Annotated in this window: 13 protein-coding genes; 3 read left to right on the top strand and 10 right to left on the bottom strand. The window is 32.3% G+C overall.

Features of this window, described 5'->3' with window-relative positions; all coding sequences use genetic code 11:
* Positions 1-31: 31 nt before the first annotated feature.
* Positions 32-1,114 carry an efflux RND transporter periplasmic adaptor subunit gene (locus CLU82_RS16765; RefSeq protein ID WP_100844169.1) on the bottom strand — a complete coding sequence of 361 codons (1,083 nt, stop codon included), beginning with the start codon at positions 1,112-1,114 and terminating at the stop codon, positions 32-34.
* A 190-nt stretch (positions 1,115-1,304) separates the two neighbouring features.
* Complete coding sequence (locus CLU82_RS16760; RefSeq protein WP_157813376.1) at positions 1,305-1,679, bottom strand: hypothetical protein; 375 nt, start codon at positions 1,677-1,679, stop codon at positions 1,305-1,307.
* A 372-nt stretch (positions 1,680-2,051) separates the two neighbouring features.
* On the opposite strand from CLU82_RS16760, the gene CLU82_RS16755 reads away from it, so the two are divergent.
* Entirely contained in the window at positions 2,052-2,621 is a 570-nt protein-coding gene (locus CLU82_RS16755; RefSeq protein ID WP_100844167.1) for a pentapeptide repeat-containing protein, read from the top strand.
* Positions 2,622-2,635: 14 nt separating this feature from the next.
* On the opposite strand, the gene CLU82_RS16750 is transcribed toward CLU82_RS16755, so the two are convergent.
* The 7 genes from CLU82_RS16750 to glyA all read right to left on the bottom strand — a co-directional run bounded on the left by CLU82_RS16750 (position 2,636) and on the right by glyA (position 9,723).
* Positions 2,636-3,121, bottom strand: a complete 486-nt coding sequence (locus CLU82_RS16750; protein WP_100844166.1) for a hypothetical protein — start codon at positions 3,119-3,121, stop codon at positions 2,636-2,638.
* A gap of 189 nt (positions 3,122-3,310) precedes the next feature.
* Positions 3,311-3,763: a VOC family protein gene (locus CLU82_RS16745; protein WP_100844165.1), complete on the bottom strand. Its 453-nt coding sequence runs from the start codon at positions 3,761-3,763 to the stop codon at positions 3,311-3,313.
* A 333-nt stretch (positions 3,764-4,096) separates the two neighbouring features.
* On the bottom strand, positions 4,097-5,842 hold the full coding sequence (locus CLU82_RS16740) for an alpha-L-arabinofuranosidase (protein ID WP_232735260.1): 1,746 nt from the start codon (positions 5,840-5,842) through the stop codon (positions 4,097-4,099).
* A gap of 146 nt (positions 5,843-5,988) precedes the next feature.
* Entirely contained in the window at positions 5,989-6,489 is a 501-nt protein-coding gene (locus CLU82_RS16735) for a GNAT family N-acetyltransferase (RefSeq protein ID WP_100844164.1), read from the bottom strand.
* Positions 6,490-6,506: 17 nt separating this feature from the next.
* On the bottom strand, positions 6,507-7,547 hold the full coding sequence (locus tag CLU82_RS16730; protein WP_100844163.1) for a GMP reductase: 1,041 nt from the start codon (positions 7,545-7,547) through the stop codon (positions 6,507-6,509).
* 202 nt (positions 7,548-7,749) lie between these two features.
* Positions 7,750-8,343, bottom strand: coding sequence for a tRNA-(ms[2]io[6]A)-hydroxylase (locus CLU82_RS16725; RefSeq protein WP_100845067.1), 594 nt, complete (start codon positions 8,341-8,343; stop codon positions 7,750-7,752).
* Positions 8,344-8,448: 105 nt separating this feature from the next.
* Positions 8,449-9,723 (bottom strand): serine hydroxymethyltransferase, encoded by a 1,275-nt coding sequence (gene glyA / locus CLU82_RS16720; RefSeq protein WP_100844162.1) that lies wholly within the window; start codon positions 9,721-9,723, stop codon positions 8,449-8,451.
* Between the two features lie 107 nt (positions 9,724-9,830).
* Here glyA and fahA point away from each other — a divergent pair, with 107 nt between their 5' ends.
* Both fahA and CLU82_RS16710 read left to right on the top strand, forming a co-directional pair.
* A complete protein-coding gene (gene fahA, locus CLU82_RS16715; protein WP_100844161.1) occupies positions 9,831-11,114 on the top strand; it encodes a fumarylacetoacetase in 1,284 nt (427 codons plus the stop codon).
* 142 nt (positions 11,115-11,256) lie between these two features.
* Positions 11,257-12,441, top strand: a complete 1,185-nt coding sequence (locus CLU82_RS16710) for a hypothetical protein (RefSeq protein ID WP_100845066.1) — start codon at positions 11,257-11,259, stop codon at positions 12,439-12,441.
* Between the two features lie 79 nt (positions 12,442-12,520).
* Here the strand turns inward: CLU82_RS16710 and CLU82_RS16705 are convergent, their stop codons facing one another.
* Positions 12,521-13,696: a porin gene (locus tag CLU82_RS16705; RefSeq protein ID WP_100844160.1), complete on the bottom strand. Its 1,176-nt coding sequence runs from the start codon at positions 13,694-13,696 to the stop codon at positions 12,521-12,523.
* Positions 13,697-13,751: the final 55 nt, after the last annotated feature.

Here is a 13,751-nt window from a genome sequence, read left to right as displayed (position 1 = left end):
CTATTTTTTAATGATTATACCAAACTTGAAACTACTCTGCTTTTAATCGCAAATGAGTAATAACTTCTTGAGGTTTTATGTAGTTAAATTTAATTTTATCATTGTCTTTAACCTTCTGAACACCCTCTAATAAGATTTTGTCGTCTACAGATATTCCACTATCAATCATATACAAATCAGGTATTTCTCCTTTAATCGTAATTTCTCTAGAACTTACTACATTATTTTTATCAACTACAAAAACATATTTTTTATCTTGAATTTCGTAAGTAGCTTTTTGTGGAATCACAATTACGTTAGGAAGAGGAACATCCATCAACACTTTTCCTGTTTCTCCATGTTTCAATAATTTACCTGGATTAGGGAATCGCGCTCTAAAGGCGATATTTCCTGTTTCATTATCAAATTCACTTTCAATAACTTCTACATTTCCTTTGTCTTTAAATGTGTTGCCATTAGCTAAAAGTAAACCTACCTTGGTTTGAGCTCTACCTTTAACATTGGTTTCATAGTCTAAATACTCAGGCTCAGAAACATTAAAGTAAGCAAACATTTGGCTGTTATCAGAAAGACTCGTAAGTAACTCTCCTTCATCAATAAGACTACCTAGTTTTTTTGGGATTCTGTCAATAGTTCCATCAAACGGAGCTCTGATTTCAGTGAATGACAAATGCACTTTAGCAAGAGCAACTTCAGCTTTAGCTTGGTCTAATTTAGCTTGAGCTACAGCCTGTTCATTTTTAGAAACTATATTTTTGTCTGCCAAAGTTTTAGCATTTTTTAATTCAATTTCAGCCGCTTTTTCTTCAGCTTGTGCTCCTAATAATTCAGCCTCATACACTTTTGGCATAATTCGGAATAACACTTGGCCTGCTTTTACAAACTGACCTTCATCAACATAAATATTTTGCAAAAAACCTTTTTCTTGAGCCCGAATCTCAATATTCCGGAATGACTTTATTTGTGCCACATATTGTTTAGTAAACACAGTATCAATTTTTACAGGATTGGTAACTGCAAAAGTTTCAACTTCTTCTTTTTCTTCTTTCTTGTCTGCACAGCTAGCAAGTGACAGCACGGCAAGTATGCCAGTGAACATGATTATTCTCTTCATAATATAAAAATTGGTAATTAAGCTATTGAAAATTAGGAATACAGAAATTCCTTAAGTCAAGAAATGACCATCAGCTACCAAGATGAAATCTAAGTTGTCGAAGATGAAAAATGATTAACAAACCAACATTAACATAAAAAAACATTGGACATCTATAAATCACATCTTTAGTAATTGATGTGAAATAGAATCAAATTCTTAAAACTCCTATTGAAAGATAAATAGGGTTTGAATAACCACAAGGTGTGGCTGAAATTTTATTATTTTTAGTGTAATCCTTGAAAATGAATTGACTTGAAAATGACAAATACCAATTGTCTAATAAACTTTGTTTACTTGCAACAAAATTATTGAATGGACCATTATTAAGATTATCACCACTATGAAACTCTTCGTCTAAATCTATATCAGCATCCTCTATTAAAACACTGCTTGATTCTAGTGTTTTATATTTTATTTGATGTTTTTTGACAAAATCCCAAGAAGGAGATTCACATATATTTTTAGGTAATGTAGTTGCATGCATCAATTGTCCACCACCTAGTAGCAGAATCCATAAATACATAAAATATACAATTACTCTTTTCATATTGTTGCCAAAATTAATAAAAGATTGAAACAAAAAAACCTTTTTTCAGTATTTAAATGTAAAAATAAAAGCGAAAACGTTTTCTTTAATATATATTTAGCAATATTCATACTTTGTTAACATATACATTTCATATTTTAGTACTAAATATACTATAAAACAAACTTTATAGGATCATTTTTTATAAATTCAAGCACTATTTTAAGAATAAAAAAAAGTATTAACTTACAAATACTAATGTATTTTCAATAAAATGGTTCTAATTATCCAAAAAAATTATTAGCACCCTCTTTATTTTAAGCAATAGAAATTCGTTTCTTTGTCGAAATGAACAACTAAAATTTCTTCATGCCAGAATATTTCTTCGATTTAGAATACAACAATCACATATATGATGTGAATGAAATCAATTTCAAAGAATTTGAGCGTTGTATATTTAATCATTGCACATTTTCTGCCTGTAACTTCATGGATATCATCTTTATCGATTGTGTATTTAATGATTGTATTTTTAACGAAGCTAAAATCAATCATGTCGGTTTGAGAACTGTAACATTCAATAGATGCAAAATAAAAGAAGTTAATTTTGCCATGTGTAGCAAACTTATTTTTGAAGTACATTTTTACGATTGTATTCTTGATTTTTCAAAATTTTATACCCTAAAAATAAAGGGGACCCCTTTTATCAATTGTAGCTTAATCGCAGTCGATTTTATGGCCACCGATTTGACGGAAGTAGTTTTTGAAAATTGTGATTTATATCGTGCTGAATTTGCAAAAGCAATTGCCAATAAAACCAATTTTAAAACCAGCTTTAATTATACGATTGATCCAAAAACAACTAAATTGAAGAAAGCTATTTTTTCTTTACAAGGATTAAAAGGTTTGCTTTATAAACACGAAATTATCGTAAACTAATACCTAAAAAACATTTAACCAATAATTTCCAAATGTTTTCCTTCTGTATCTAAAATCTGTTTAGCTCTTTCAATTTCTTGAATTGCACCCTTAACAATTACAATAAATTTTCCATATTTTATATGTTCTTCGCATTTTACCACTTCTTCTTCTTTTATTCCATTAAAAGATAAAAGTGAAACCAAACCACCCACAACTAGACCTATATTAAGTCCAGTTATAATTCCAACAAGAGCTCCACTACCGTATAAAAAACCAAATCCAGGAATAGCAAAAACACCAATACCACTAAGTAATCCGAGCAGTGTTCCTGCTCCCATACCGATAACTGCGGGTGTTTTTCTTATGGTATCTAAAGATTTAATATGAATGTGGTTTTCTACTACTTCTGCTTTACCTAATAGAGAAACATGATCCATAGAAAAATTTTCATGACTTAATTTTTTTATAGCATCAACCGCTTTTTCGTGGGTATCATAAATAGCAATTTGTGATTTCATAACATATCCGTTTTTAAGTTAATTTCAACACTATTCTATATCTTACTATCCTTAGTAAAGTTACGATTTAAAGCTGCTAAGATTACCTTAATTAACATTATGAATACACTAAAATACTTTCAATTTTACTTCTATCTCAGAAGATAATATTGTCGTTTTAATTAAAATATAGTATTTGAATCTTATCCATTACATTTTATCAAGTCGTTTTTGCATTTCCTCAAAACTCATATCCTCTTTATGAGTTGCAATCGACCATTTATAACCAAATGGATCCAAAACCTGCCCCACTCTATCTCCGTAAAATGTATTTTCTATAGCCATCAAAATAGTGGCTCCTGTATCAACAGCTTTTTGAAACACCACATCGACATCTTTAACGTATAAAATCAAACTCACTGGATTTCCACCAATGGTTTTAGGACTTAAATTTCCCCATTCCTCATTTTCTTCAGCAAGCATCAACAATGATCCTTCGATTAGTATTTCTGCGTGACCAATACTTCCATCTGGCATCATTAATTTGCCATGTTCTGTCGCGCCAAATGCATTTTTATAAAATTCTAAAGCATCAATACATCCTTTAATTGTTATGTAAGCATTTAATGTATGTGCGCTTGGATAAATATGTGAAGTTTCCATAATGTTCTGATTTAAAAATTTTTAATAAAAGTGATATTTAAAATTACTAAAAAAAACAAATTACACACCTGTAAAACAACACTATAACTTAAATTTAATACTTAATTTCAGTAGCATTAACATTAGGAATATTTAGAAACGTTGATCCTGCTCTACACTAAATCTTTCCTTTTCTAAAGAAAAAAAGGAAAGGCAATTGAGCGATCAGGGCTAAACACAAACATATTGCTTCCTTGTCAGCATAAAAAAACCGAAACACATTTGCTTCGGTTTTTTATTTTTAATTAACTATATCACTTCTTTTACTTTTATATTCGAAGAAAAATATAATTTTTATTTTTTATCAATGACTAAAAATACACTTGACCATGCAGGAATTGTAACTTTTATACCTTTATCTGTAGTTGCAGATTTTGCCTTTATAGTCTTATAATCCTTTGGCCCTCCGGCAATATTAGTTGTTCCCTGATCGTTAACTTTTACTTTTCTAGAAAATTCTCCGTTATCACTTTCTCCAGATAAAGTATACCAGTAAAAACGGGATCCCACTGAAATATTTTTAGTCTTAATTTCTACATTCTGAGCTGTAGCAGAAGCATTTATCAAAGTAACATTCGATTGTCCTGTATCATATACAGAACCATAAGCCTTAATGTCTTGATTTCCTGAAACTGTAGTTGGAACCAACTTATCTCCCAAATACTTTTGAAAGAAATACATATGATAAAAAGAGGGTCTGGGTGTCCAATCTGCTATTCCAGGTTCTCCTCTACTAAATAGTCCGTGATCATTTCCATTATCCCATCCATTTGCTAGATCCCATCTGGCAGCTAATCCATATTTGTTTTTTATAGCTTCAGCCTGCACAATTACTGCAAAAAGACCACTCACGTTTGAAACCTGTTGCTTCTGGTCTTTAGCCCACATATTCCATTCTGTAAATGCAAAAGGTTTTGAAACTGCATTATTAATTTTCAATTCATTACTTACAAACGTCATCATTTCTGAAGGTACTGTAGAAGCAGCTTTAATAATGGTTGCTGCTGTAGAATTTTCGTTGTAAGGCGTTATATAATTGTGTACAATATAATAATCAGGAGCAGTTTCCGAATCTGAATTAATTTCAGGCAACATCTTAGCATTCCAAGTCTTTGTATTTTCAACTTGATAAGACTGAGTTGGAGATTCCTGCATAACAGCTCCAATTTTAATTATTTTCCCAATTGCTTTGGCCGCTTTTCGCATTTCTCTTGCAAACACCTTAAAATGCTGTGCATAAAGCTTTCCCGTTAAAATCTCTGGCTGTCCATCTTTATTTCTTGAAATATCAATACGATATCCTGCTTCCCAATCAGCATAATTTTCATTCCCAATTTCCCAATACTCTGTTCTGCCATTATCATAAGTTACCCAATCTGCAGCTAATTTAGCAGCATCCATTACGGGGTCTTTGCCTGTACCGTATCTAGCATAACCATAATTACAAGTTATAATTCCTCTATTTTTTGTATTAGATAACATTGTATAATAATCATCTATAGTAGGTCTCCAATTTTCGTTTGTTTTACCAAATGTAAATCCTTGTTTGTTTCCATCCTTGTCAATATAGCCATCTGGAACACCTGGAGAGGCAGCATCTACAGCATTCCAAAAATAACAATCACTGCCGCTTCCTCCTGGCAATCTTACTATATGTGGTTCTAAATTTGTCATATCGGTTACAAAACTGGACTCATTTAATTTTCCAGACCAATTGTTAGCATTCTGTCCAAAAATTGAAGTCGGAACTTTAGCAATTATTTTTGATGCATCGACGGTAACGGTCGCAGATATTGAAGCAGGTAAAGTCGCAACAGTATATGCTGGTGCAGCATAAACTTTAGCTTTCCAATTATCTAAAAAGAAACCAACAGTACTGGCAACCCCTGGATCAATTGGTTTTACAATTACTTCTTCTGGTGTTGGTGTTGGAGTGCTTTCAGATTCGTTACCATTATCTTTTGAGCAAGAAAACAATGAGGTTGCTACTAAAAGCAAATAACAATTTTTAAATAAACGATAAATAGTATGTGGTTTCATAGTAGGTTATTAATTAGTAGTTTACTTTTATTGTAAAACTAAGTCATATATAAAACTACAAGTAATAGTAATTCATCAAAAGCCAAAAAAATAATTGCACTATTTGAAATAAAAAATAATTCTAAATCTATTATATCTAAAACCAACTAAATTAGTTTCTCCATAATATAATCCTCCATCAGAAAACCATTTCCAATTTCGATATTAACTTCATCAATAACTTTAAAGCCAATTTTTTCATAGAAATGTAAAGCTTTATTAAATCGATTTACATTTAATAAAAGTGAAGTAGATTTATTTTCTCTCGCTAATTTTCCAATGGTTTCAATAGTTAATTTTCCAATTCCTTTGCCTTGAGTTTCTGTTAAAAGATATATTTTATGAATTTTTGTGAATGCCTTGTTCTGATAATTATGTTCAATTCCAATAAACCCTAATACTGAGTCGTTGTCATCTTGAATCAAATAAAACAGTTGCTCTTTTTCAACCATTTGTTTCTTTAAAACATCCTCAGAATAAAACAAATCTAACATGTATTGCAGTTGCTCTAAAGATAAAATTTCACCATACGTTAGTGGCCAAGTAGTATAAACTATATCCTGAATTGTTTTAATATCGTTGCTAGTTGCTTCTAAAATTGTAATCATTTATTATTTTTAAAAAATTATTTGGTAAAAACCTGATTTTCTTGTTCACTTACTCTTATAAATGTGGTTCTTTTAGTTAGTTCTTTTAATCTTGAAGCGCCGACATAAGTACACGTACTTCGTAAACCTCCTAAAATATCCAATAGGGTATTTATAACCAAACCTTTAAAAGGGACCTGAACTGTTTTTCCTTCGCTTGCTCTATATTCGGCAACACCACCAACATGTTTATCCATTGCGGTTGTAGAACTCATTCCGTAAAATTGCTTGAATTTTTGCCCGCTAATTTCGATTAGTTCTCCCCCACTTTCGGTATGTCCTGCTAGCATTCCTCCCAACATCACAAAATCTGAACCTGCCCCAAAAGCTTTAGCAACATCTCCAGGCGTCGAACAGCCTCCATCGCTAATAATATGCCCTCCTAAACCGTGAGCAGCATCAGCACATTCTATAATTGCAGAAAGCTGCGGATATCCAACTCCCGTTTTTACACGAGTGGTACAAACAGAACCAGGTCCTATTCCAACTTTTACAATATCGGCTCCGGCTAATAAAAGTTCTTCAACCATTTCGCCTGTAACGACATTGCCAGCAATGATAACTTTATCGGGGTATTGTTTGCGGGTTTGCTTCAAAAACTGAACAAAGTGTTCTGAATACCCATTGGCAACATCAATGCAGATAAATCGAATCAATGGATTTACCTTTATAATAGTAGCAATTTTTACAGAATCTTCTTTTCCTGTTCCTGTACTTATTGCGATATAATTATAAAAATCTGGAGAAACTTTTTGCAGAAAATCATTCCATTCCTGAGGGGAATAATGTTTATGGATTGCTGTAAATAATTTCTCTTTGGCCAAAACTGTTGCCATTTCAAAAGTCCCAACTGTATCCATATTGGCCGCCATAATTGGAATTCCAGTCCAGACAGACGTACTGTGCAAAAATTTAAAATTCTGTTCCAAAGAGACTTCGGATCTGCTTTTCAAAGTGGATCTTTTGGGTCTGATCATTACATCTTTAAACCCTAACTTCAAATCAGTTTCTATTCTCATGGCTTTATATTTTGGTTACTTTCAAATATAAGATTTTTGAAAGCGAACTCATTAAAAGCTCATAAAAACTAATTATCCTTTTATCAACAAATATAATTTCAGATATTGATTTTAGAATTTAAACTAAAAACTCATTTTAGTGTGATGGCGCCTGTTCCTCTCAAAGACTAAAAACTGCCACCTAAACACTGAGTACTAAAATCTATCCGTGAATTGTTTCTCCTTTACCGTAATTAGCAATGATAGATTCTTCGTAAGCAAGCCATTCTCTCCAACGCTTTTCTACATCGATTCCAACACCATATTTTCTTGCATACGTTATGAATGTTGTGTAATGTCCCGCTTCACTTTCCATCAATTCTCTGTAAAAAATTGCCAATTCTTCATCTTGAATATTTTCAGATAAAACTTTAAAACGCTCACAGCTTCTAGCTTCAATCATAGCCGAAAATAATAAACGTTCAACCAAACCAGAAACTCGGCTTCCATCACCGCTTTTTTTCATATACAAATACAATTCATTTACATAATCATCTTTGCGCTCACGACCTAATTTCAATCCACGCTTGATGATTATATTATGCACTTGCTCAAAATGGTCAATTTCTTCTTTGGCTAGAGCCAATAAATCCTTTACCAAATCCTGATGCTCCGAATTATTGGTAATAATCGTTATCGCATTAGTAGCAGCTTTTTGCTCACACCAAGCATGATCAGTAAGAATCTCTTCTATATTTTTCTCTACAATATTTACCCATCTAGGATCGGTTGGCAGTTGTAATCGTAATACACCCATTTTTTTTAGTCTAAAAGTTAGAAAATCAAAAGTCATAAAGCAAAAATCGAAAGTCAAAATAAAATTTTTGACTTTCGATTTTAAAAACTTTTGAAATTATTTTTATTAGAAAACGAAAATAGCTCTTTCGCTCATCATTTCGTCAACTTCACTGGCTACAGCTTCAATAACGTCTTCGTTAGTATGATCTGTTAATACTCTATCGATCAAATCAACGATAGTATCCATATCTTCTTCAACAAGACCACGAGTTGTGATTGCCGCAGTACCCACACGAATACCAGAAGTTACAAATGGTGATTTATCATCAAAAGGAACCATGTTTTTATTTACAGTGATCTCTGCTTTTACTAAAGCATTTTCAGCTTCTTTACCAGAAATTCCTTTATTTCTAAGGTCAATCAACATCATGTGATTGTCTGTACCTCCAGAAATAATATTGTATCCTCTTTTTACAAAAGCATCAGCCATTGCGTTTGCATTTTTTTGCAATTGCATAGCATAAGTAAAGAACTCATCCTGTAAAGCCTCTCCAAAAGCTACAGCTTTAGCAGCAATAATATGCATCAAAGGTCCACCTTGATTTCCTGGAAAAACAGCTAAGTCTAATAAAGAAGACATCATTCTGATTTCACCTTTTGGAGTTTTTAATCCCCAAGGATTTTCAAAATCTTTACCCATCAAAATCAAACCACCTCTTGGCCCACGCAATGTTTTGTGAGTAGTAGTTGTTACGATATGACAGTGAGGAATTGGGTCATTCATTAAACCTTTTGCGATAAGCCCAGCTGGATGAGAAATATCAGCCATCAAAATTGCTCCAACGCTATCAGCGATTACTCTGAAACGCTCAAAATCCATGTCACGAGAATATGCCGAAGCACCTGCAACAATTAATTTTGGTTGTTCTTTAGTAGCTATTTCTTGAATTTTATCATAATCTAATCTTCCAGTTTCTTTATCTACTCCGTAGAAAACCGGGTTGTAAACACGTCCTGAAAAGTTTACAGGGGAACCGTGAGTCAAGTGACCACCGTGAGACAAATCGAATCCTAATATTTTATCCCCAGGAGTCAAACAAGCATGGTATACAGAAGCATTAGCCTGAGAACCAGAGTGTGGTTGAACGTTTGCATATTCAGCACCAAACAATTCTTTAGCTCTGTCTATAGCAATTTGCTCAACAACATCCACTACTTCACAACCTCCATAGTATCTTTTGCCAGGATATCCTTCAGCATATTTGTTTGTTAAAATAGAACCAGCTGCTTCTATTACTTCGTCACTTACAAAATTCTCTGAAGCAATAAGTTCTAGCCCGTGAATTTGTCTGTCTTGTTCTTCTAAAATAAGGTCAAAAATTTGTTTGTCGCGTTGCATTTCTTTGATTTTCGTTAATTCGATGCAAAAATACAAAAAAACGTTTGGTAAACAATTAGATTATAATATATTTGACAAGTAATTTTTCAACAAACAATAACATTATCATGCCAATAACAGCAAACGATACTACAAGAAAATCATGGTTAGAAGTACCTTCTGATAGTGACTTTCCTATTCAAAACATTCCGTTCGGAGTTTTTCTTACCAAAGAAAATATCGTTACAGTAGGGACTCGAATTGGTGATTTCGCAATAGATTTAGGTGCTTTACAACAATTAAATTATTTTGAAGGTATCGAATTGACTGACGATATGTTCATGCAAGACACCTTGAATGATTTTATTTCAGATGGACAAAAAACATGGAGATTGGTTCGAAATAGAATTGCCGAAATTTTTGATGCAACAAATCCTGAATTAAGAGATAATCCAAAACATATAAATATCGTAATTTTTAACATGGAAGATGTAGAAATGCAACTTCCTGTTCTAATAGGAGATTATACTGATTTTTATTCCAGTAGAGAACATGCTACCAATGTAGGTAAAATGTTTCGTGATCCCGAAAATGCTTTATTACCAAACTGGCTACATGTTCCAGTAGGATATCACGGAAGAAGCTCATCTATTATTCCATCAGGAATTCCAGTACACAGACCAATGGGACAAATCCTGCCAAATGGTGAAACTTCTCCTGTTTTCGGACCATCGAGATCAGTTGATTTTGAATTGGAAACAGCGTTCATCACTACAGATTGCAACATTATGGGAGAAACGATTCCTATTGCAGAAACAGAAGATTATATTTTCGGAATGGTTTTAATGAATGACTGGAGTGCTCGGGACATTCAAAAATGGGAATATGTACCACTAGGTCCGTTCCTAGCCAAAAATTTTGCTACGTCTATTTCTCCTTGGATCATCACTATGGATGCCTTGGAACCTTTTAGAACCAAAGGACCTAAGCAAGAACCAACACCTTTTCCTTATTTACAACAAAAAGGAAAACATACATTCGATATTAATCTTGAGGTAGCTATTGCTCCAGAAAATACTGAACCAACTGTTGTTTCAAGAACCAACTTTAAATACATGTATTGGACTATGAGCCAACAATTAGCACATCACACCTCAAATGGATGTCGTGTTAATTCAGGTGATATGATGGGCTCAGGGACCATTTCAGGCCCTACACCAGATAGTTATGGATCAATGTTAGAATTGAGTTGGGGCGGAAAAAATCCTATACATCTAAATGACGGTAGCGAACGTAAATTTATAAACGACGGTGATACTGTAATAATGAAAGGATACAGTCAAAACGGACAAGTGCGTATTGGTTTTGGTGAATGTTCTAGTAAATTACTACCACCATTTGTAAGACAATAAAAACATTTTTTTTATACAAACCGACAATTTATACTTGTCGGTTTTTTTTTGACACGTTTTAAGCAAATACTCTAAAATGAATAGTAAGTTTGCAACAATTATTTTAAAAGCTTACCATTCATATAATTCATTACCCCATAAAATGAAAAAAATTACTTTTATAATTGCATTTTTTACCCTAATTACATCTTGTGGTGTAAAACAAACCCAAAACAATTTATCCTCTGGGAATTATGATGCCGCAATTGATATTGCTGTTTCAAATTTACGTTCTAACAAAGACAAAAAAGGGAAGCAAGATTATATCTATTTGCTTGAGGAGGCTTTCGCTAAAGCTAAAGAGAGAGATCTAAACAGCATCAGTTTTTTAAACAAAGAAAATAACCCAAACAATCTGGAGAAAATATACAATACTTATTTGACTCTAAATGATCGTCAAGAAAAAATCAGACCATTACTTCCGCTAAAATTAATCAAAGAAGGACGAGATGCAATTTTCCCTCTTGACAATTACAACGACGGGATTATTAGTAGTAAAAATGCCTTGTCAAACTATTTATACACCAATGCTAAAGCTTTAATGCTTACCAAAAGCAAAATGAATTATCGCAGAGTATATGATGATTTAGCTTATTTAGATAAAATAAATCCTAACTATAAAGATGTTGCAAAAATCATGGCTGAGGCACAATTCAAAGGAACTGATTTTGTAATTGTACATACTCAAAACGAAACCAATATGATTATTCCTGTTCAGTTGCAAAATGATTTACTAGACTTTAAAAGCTATAAATTGAATGACAAATGGACTATTTATCATAGTGTAAAACAAAAGGGCACTCAATATGATTACGGAATGCTCATCAATTTTAAATCAATTTTTATTTCTCCTGAGCAAATAAAAGAAAGAGAGTTTATAAAGGAACGTCAAATAGTTGATGGGCAGAAAAAACAAGTTGACACAAACGGAAAAGTAGTAGTTGATAGACAAGGAAAACCGGTAATGATAGACAATCTTGTCAATGCATCTGTGAGAATTTACGAAGTTAAACAATTTAAATCCTGTCAAATTACTGCCAAAGTAGACTACTTTGACAAAAACACAAATCAACCACTAGAATCTTTTCCAATTGCAAGCGAATTTGTATTTGAAAACATTTACTCTACTTACAAAGGAGATCGACGCGCTGCAGACGATAATTATTATAGTAATTTTGACAAAAAAACAGTTCCATTCCCTACTAGCGAACAAATGGTTTATGACACTGGCGAAGATTTGAAAGCCAAAATCAATGAGGTTATTACCCGCAATCAGTTTAAAAAATAAACAATTTTACAAATCAAAAAAAGCAACTCGTTTGAGTTGCTTTTTCATTTAGAATTAACAAAAATATTTATTAATTAAATTACAAAACCAATAATGGTGCAATTATACCAAAACTGATCTGTCCTGTTGTTCCATCAACTGCATTGAATGTGTTCTGAGCATAATTAGAATAATTGTTTTTCTTAGCAATATAACCAGCGTAAAACTTCAAATTAATATCTGAAAACGGAGAATATTCTATTGTTGGAATAACACCATAAGATTTCAATAAATTACTTTTGTGATTAGTATCAGGATTTCCATTCCAATACGCACAACTATTCATTATAGTAAGCAAAAGATTTACTTTTGGACGAATCATATACTCTGCTCTAATCCAGTTTTCAACATAACTAACATCTTCTGCGGCATAAGCATACTTACTCTTAATGATATTAGTAACTATAAACTTGCGATCCAAATCTTCTTTGCTATACTGAAAATCATAATACAGCACTAACTTGTTGGCTTTGAATTTATTCCCCAAAGACACATAATTTCCTTTGGCATTTTTAGCATCATTAAAAAAACTGTAACTATAAGTCGTCTCCAATTTATTATCAAACAAATGACCTTTCCAATTAACCACTGCTACAAGCGGCATTTCAGACAATTCAATTCCTGAAGGCAAATTTGCTGCATATTGATCCTGAAATGTTTTGGTTCTGGAATTCAACACTTGAATATTGAAAATATTTTTTTTGTCTTCCAATGCAAAAGAAAAAGCAGCCCCTACCAAAAAATTATCCGCAGTATTATTGATTGTATTATAGGATAATATTTCAATTGGATTGGTCAAAAGTTCATACCCTCCCCAATCACCAATCATTTTTCCAAAACTAAATTTTGCTTGAGGCGTTACATCAAAAACCAAATATGCCATATCAACAGAACGATTAATATTATCAGCAGTATTTGGATCAGGAATTTTGGTATATCTATTTCTAAATCTGAAGAAAATTTTGTCATGAATCTTCCCTTTTACTTCCAATCGAAATTGATTCATAGAAAAAAGAGAATTCGTATGATTTCCATCAACAAAATAATTATCAAAAGCCATTCGGGTATTAAAAATTATATCAACATCTTTTAACAATGCTAATTTGGGTGTGGGGATCAATGGTTGCTGTCCAGTATTTTCTTCAAGCGATTTTATTTGCCCAAAAGAAAAAACAGGCAATAAGATAAGTATCCAATATATAAAGTGCTTTTTCATCAAGTGGTATTTATTATTTACTATAAATGAATTAAAATCATCATATAACAATAGT

This window comes from Flavobacterium sp. 5 (assembly GCF_002813295.1).
In the GTDB taxonomy this organism is placed as follows: Bacteria; Bacteroidota; Bacteroidia; order Flavobacteriales; family Flavobacteriaceae; genus Flavobacterium.
This window is presented reverse-complemented; position numbering and strand designations above follow the sequence as displayed.

Bases quoted from the DNA above. Each gene is read 5' to 3' on its own strand.
- CLU82_RS16765 (WP_100844169.1), bottom strand. From the start codon at position 1,114: ATGAAGAGAATAATCATGTTCACTGGCATACTTGCCGTGCTGTCACTT.
- CLU82_RS16760 (WP_157813376.1), bottom strand. From the start codon at position 1,679: ATGTATTTATGGATTCTGCTACTAGGTGGTGGACAATTGATGCATGCA.
- CLU82_RS16755 (WP_100844167.1), top strand. From the start codon at position 2,052: ATGCCAGAATATTTCTTCGATTTAGAATACAACAATCACATATATGAT.
- CLU82_RS16750 (WP_100844166.1), bottom strand. From the start codon at position 3,121: ATGAAATCACAAATTGCTATTTATGATACCCACGAAAAAGCGGTTGAT.
- CLU82_RS16745 (WP_100844165.1), bottom strand. From the start codon at position 3,763: ATGGAAACTTCACATATTTATCCAAGCGCACATACATTAAATGCTTAC.
- CLU82_RS16740 (WP_232735260.1), bottom strand. From the start codon at position 5,842: ATGAAACCACATACTATTTATCGTTTATTTAAAAATTGTTATTTGCTT.
- CLU82_RS16735 (WP_100844164.1), bottom strand. From the start codon at position 6,489: ATGATTACAATTTTAGAAGCAACTAGCAACGATATTAAAACAATTCAG.
- CLU82_RS16730 (WP_100844163.1), bottom strand. From the start codon at position 7,547: ATGAGAATAGAAACTGATTTGAAGTTAGGGTTTAAAGATGTAATGATC.
- CLU82_RS16725 (WP_100845067.1), bottom strand. From the start codon at position 8,343: ATGGGTGTATTACGATTACAACTGCCAACCGATCCTAGATGGGTAAAT.
- glyA (WP_100844162.1), bottom strand. From the start codon at position 9,723: ATGCAACGCGACAAACAAATTTTTGACCTTATTTTAGAAGAACAAGAC.
- fahA (WP_100844161.1), top strand. From the start codon at position 9,831: ATGCCAATAACAGCAAACGATACTACAAGAAAATCATGGTTAGAAGTA.
- CLU82_RS16710 (WP_100845066.1), top strand. From the start codon at position 11,257: ATGAAAAAAATTACTTTTATAATTGCATTTTTTACCCTAATTACATCT.
- CLU82_RS16705 (WP_100844160.1), bottom strand. From the start codon at position 13,696: ATGAAAAAGCACTTTATATATTGGATACTTATCTTATTGCCTGTTTTT.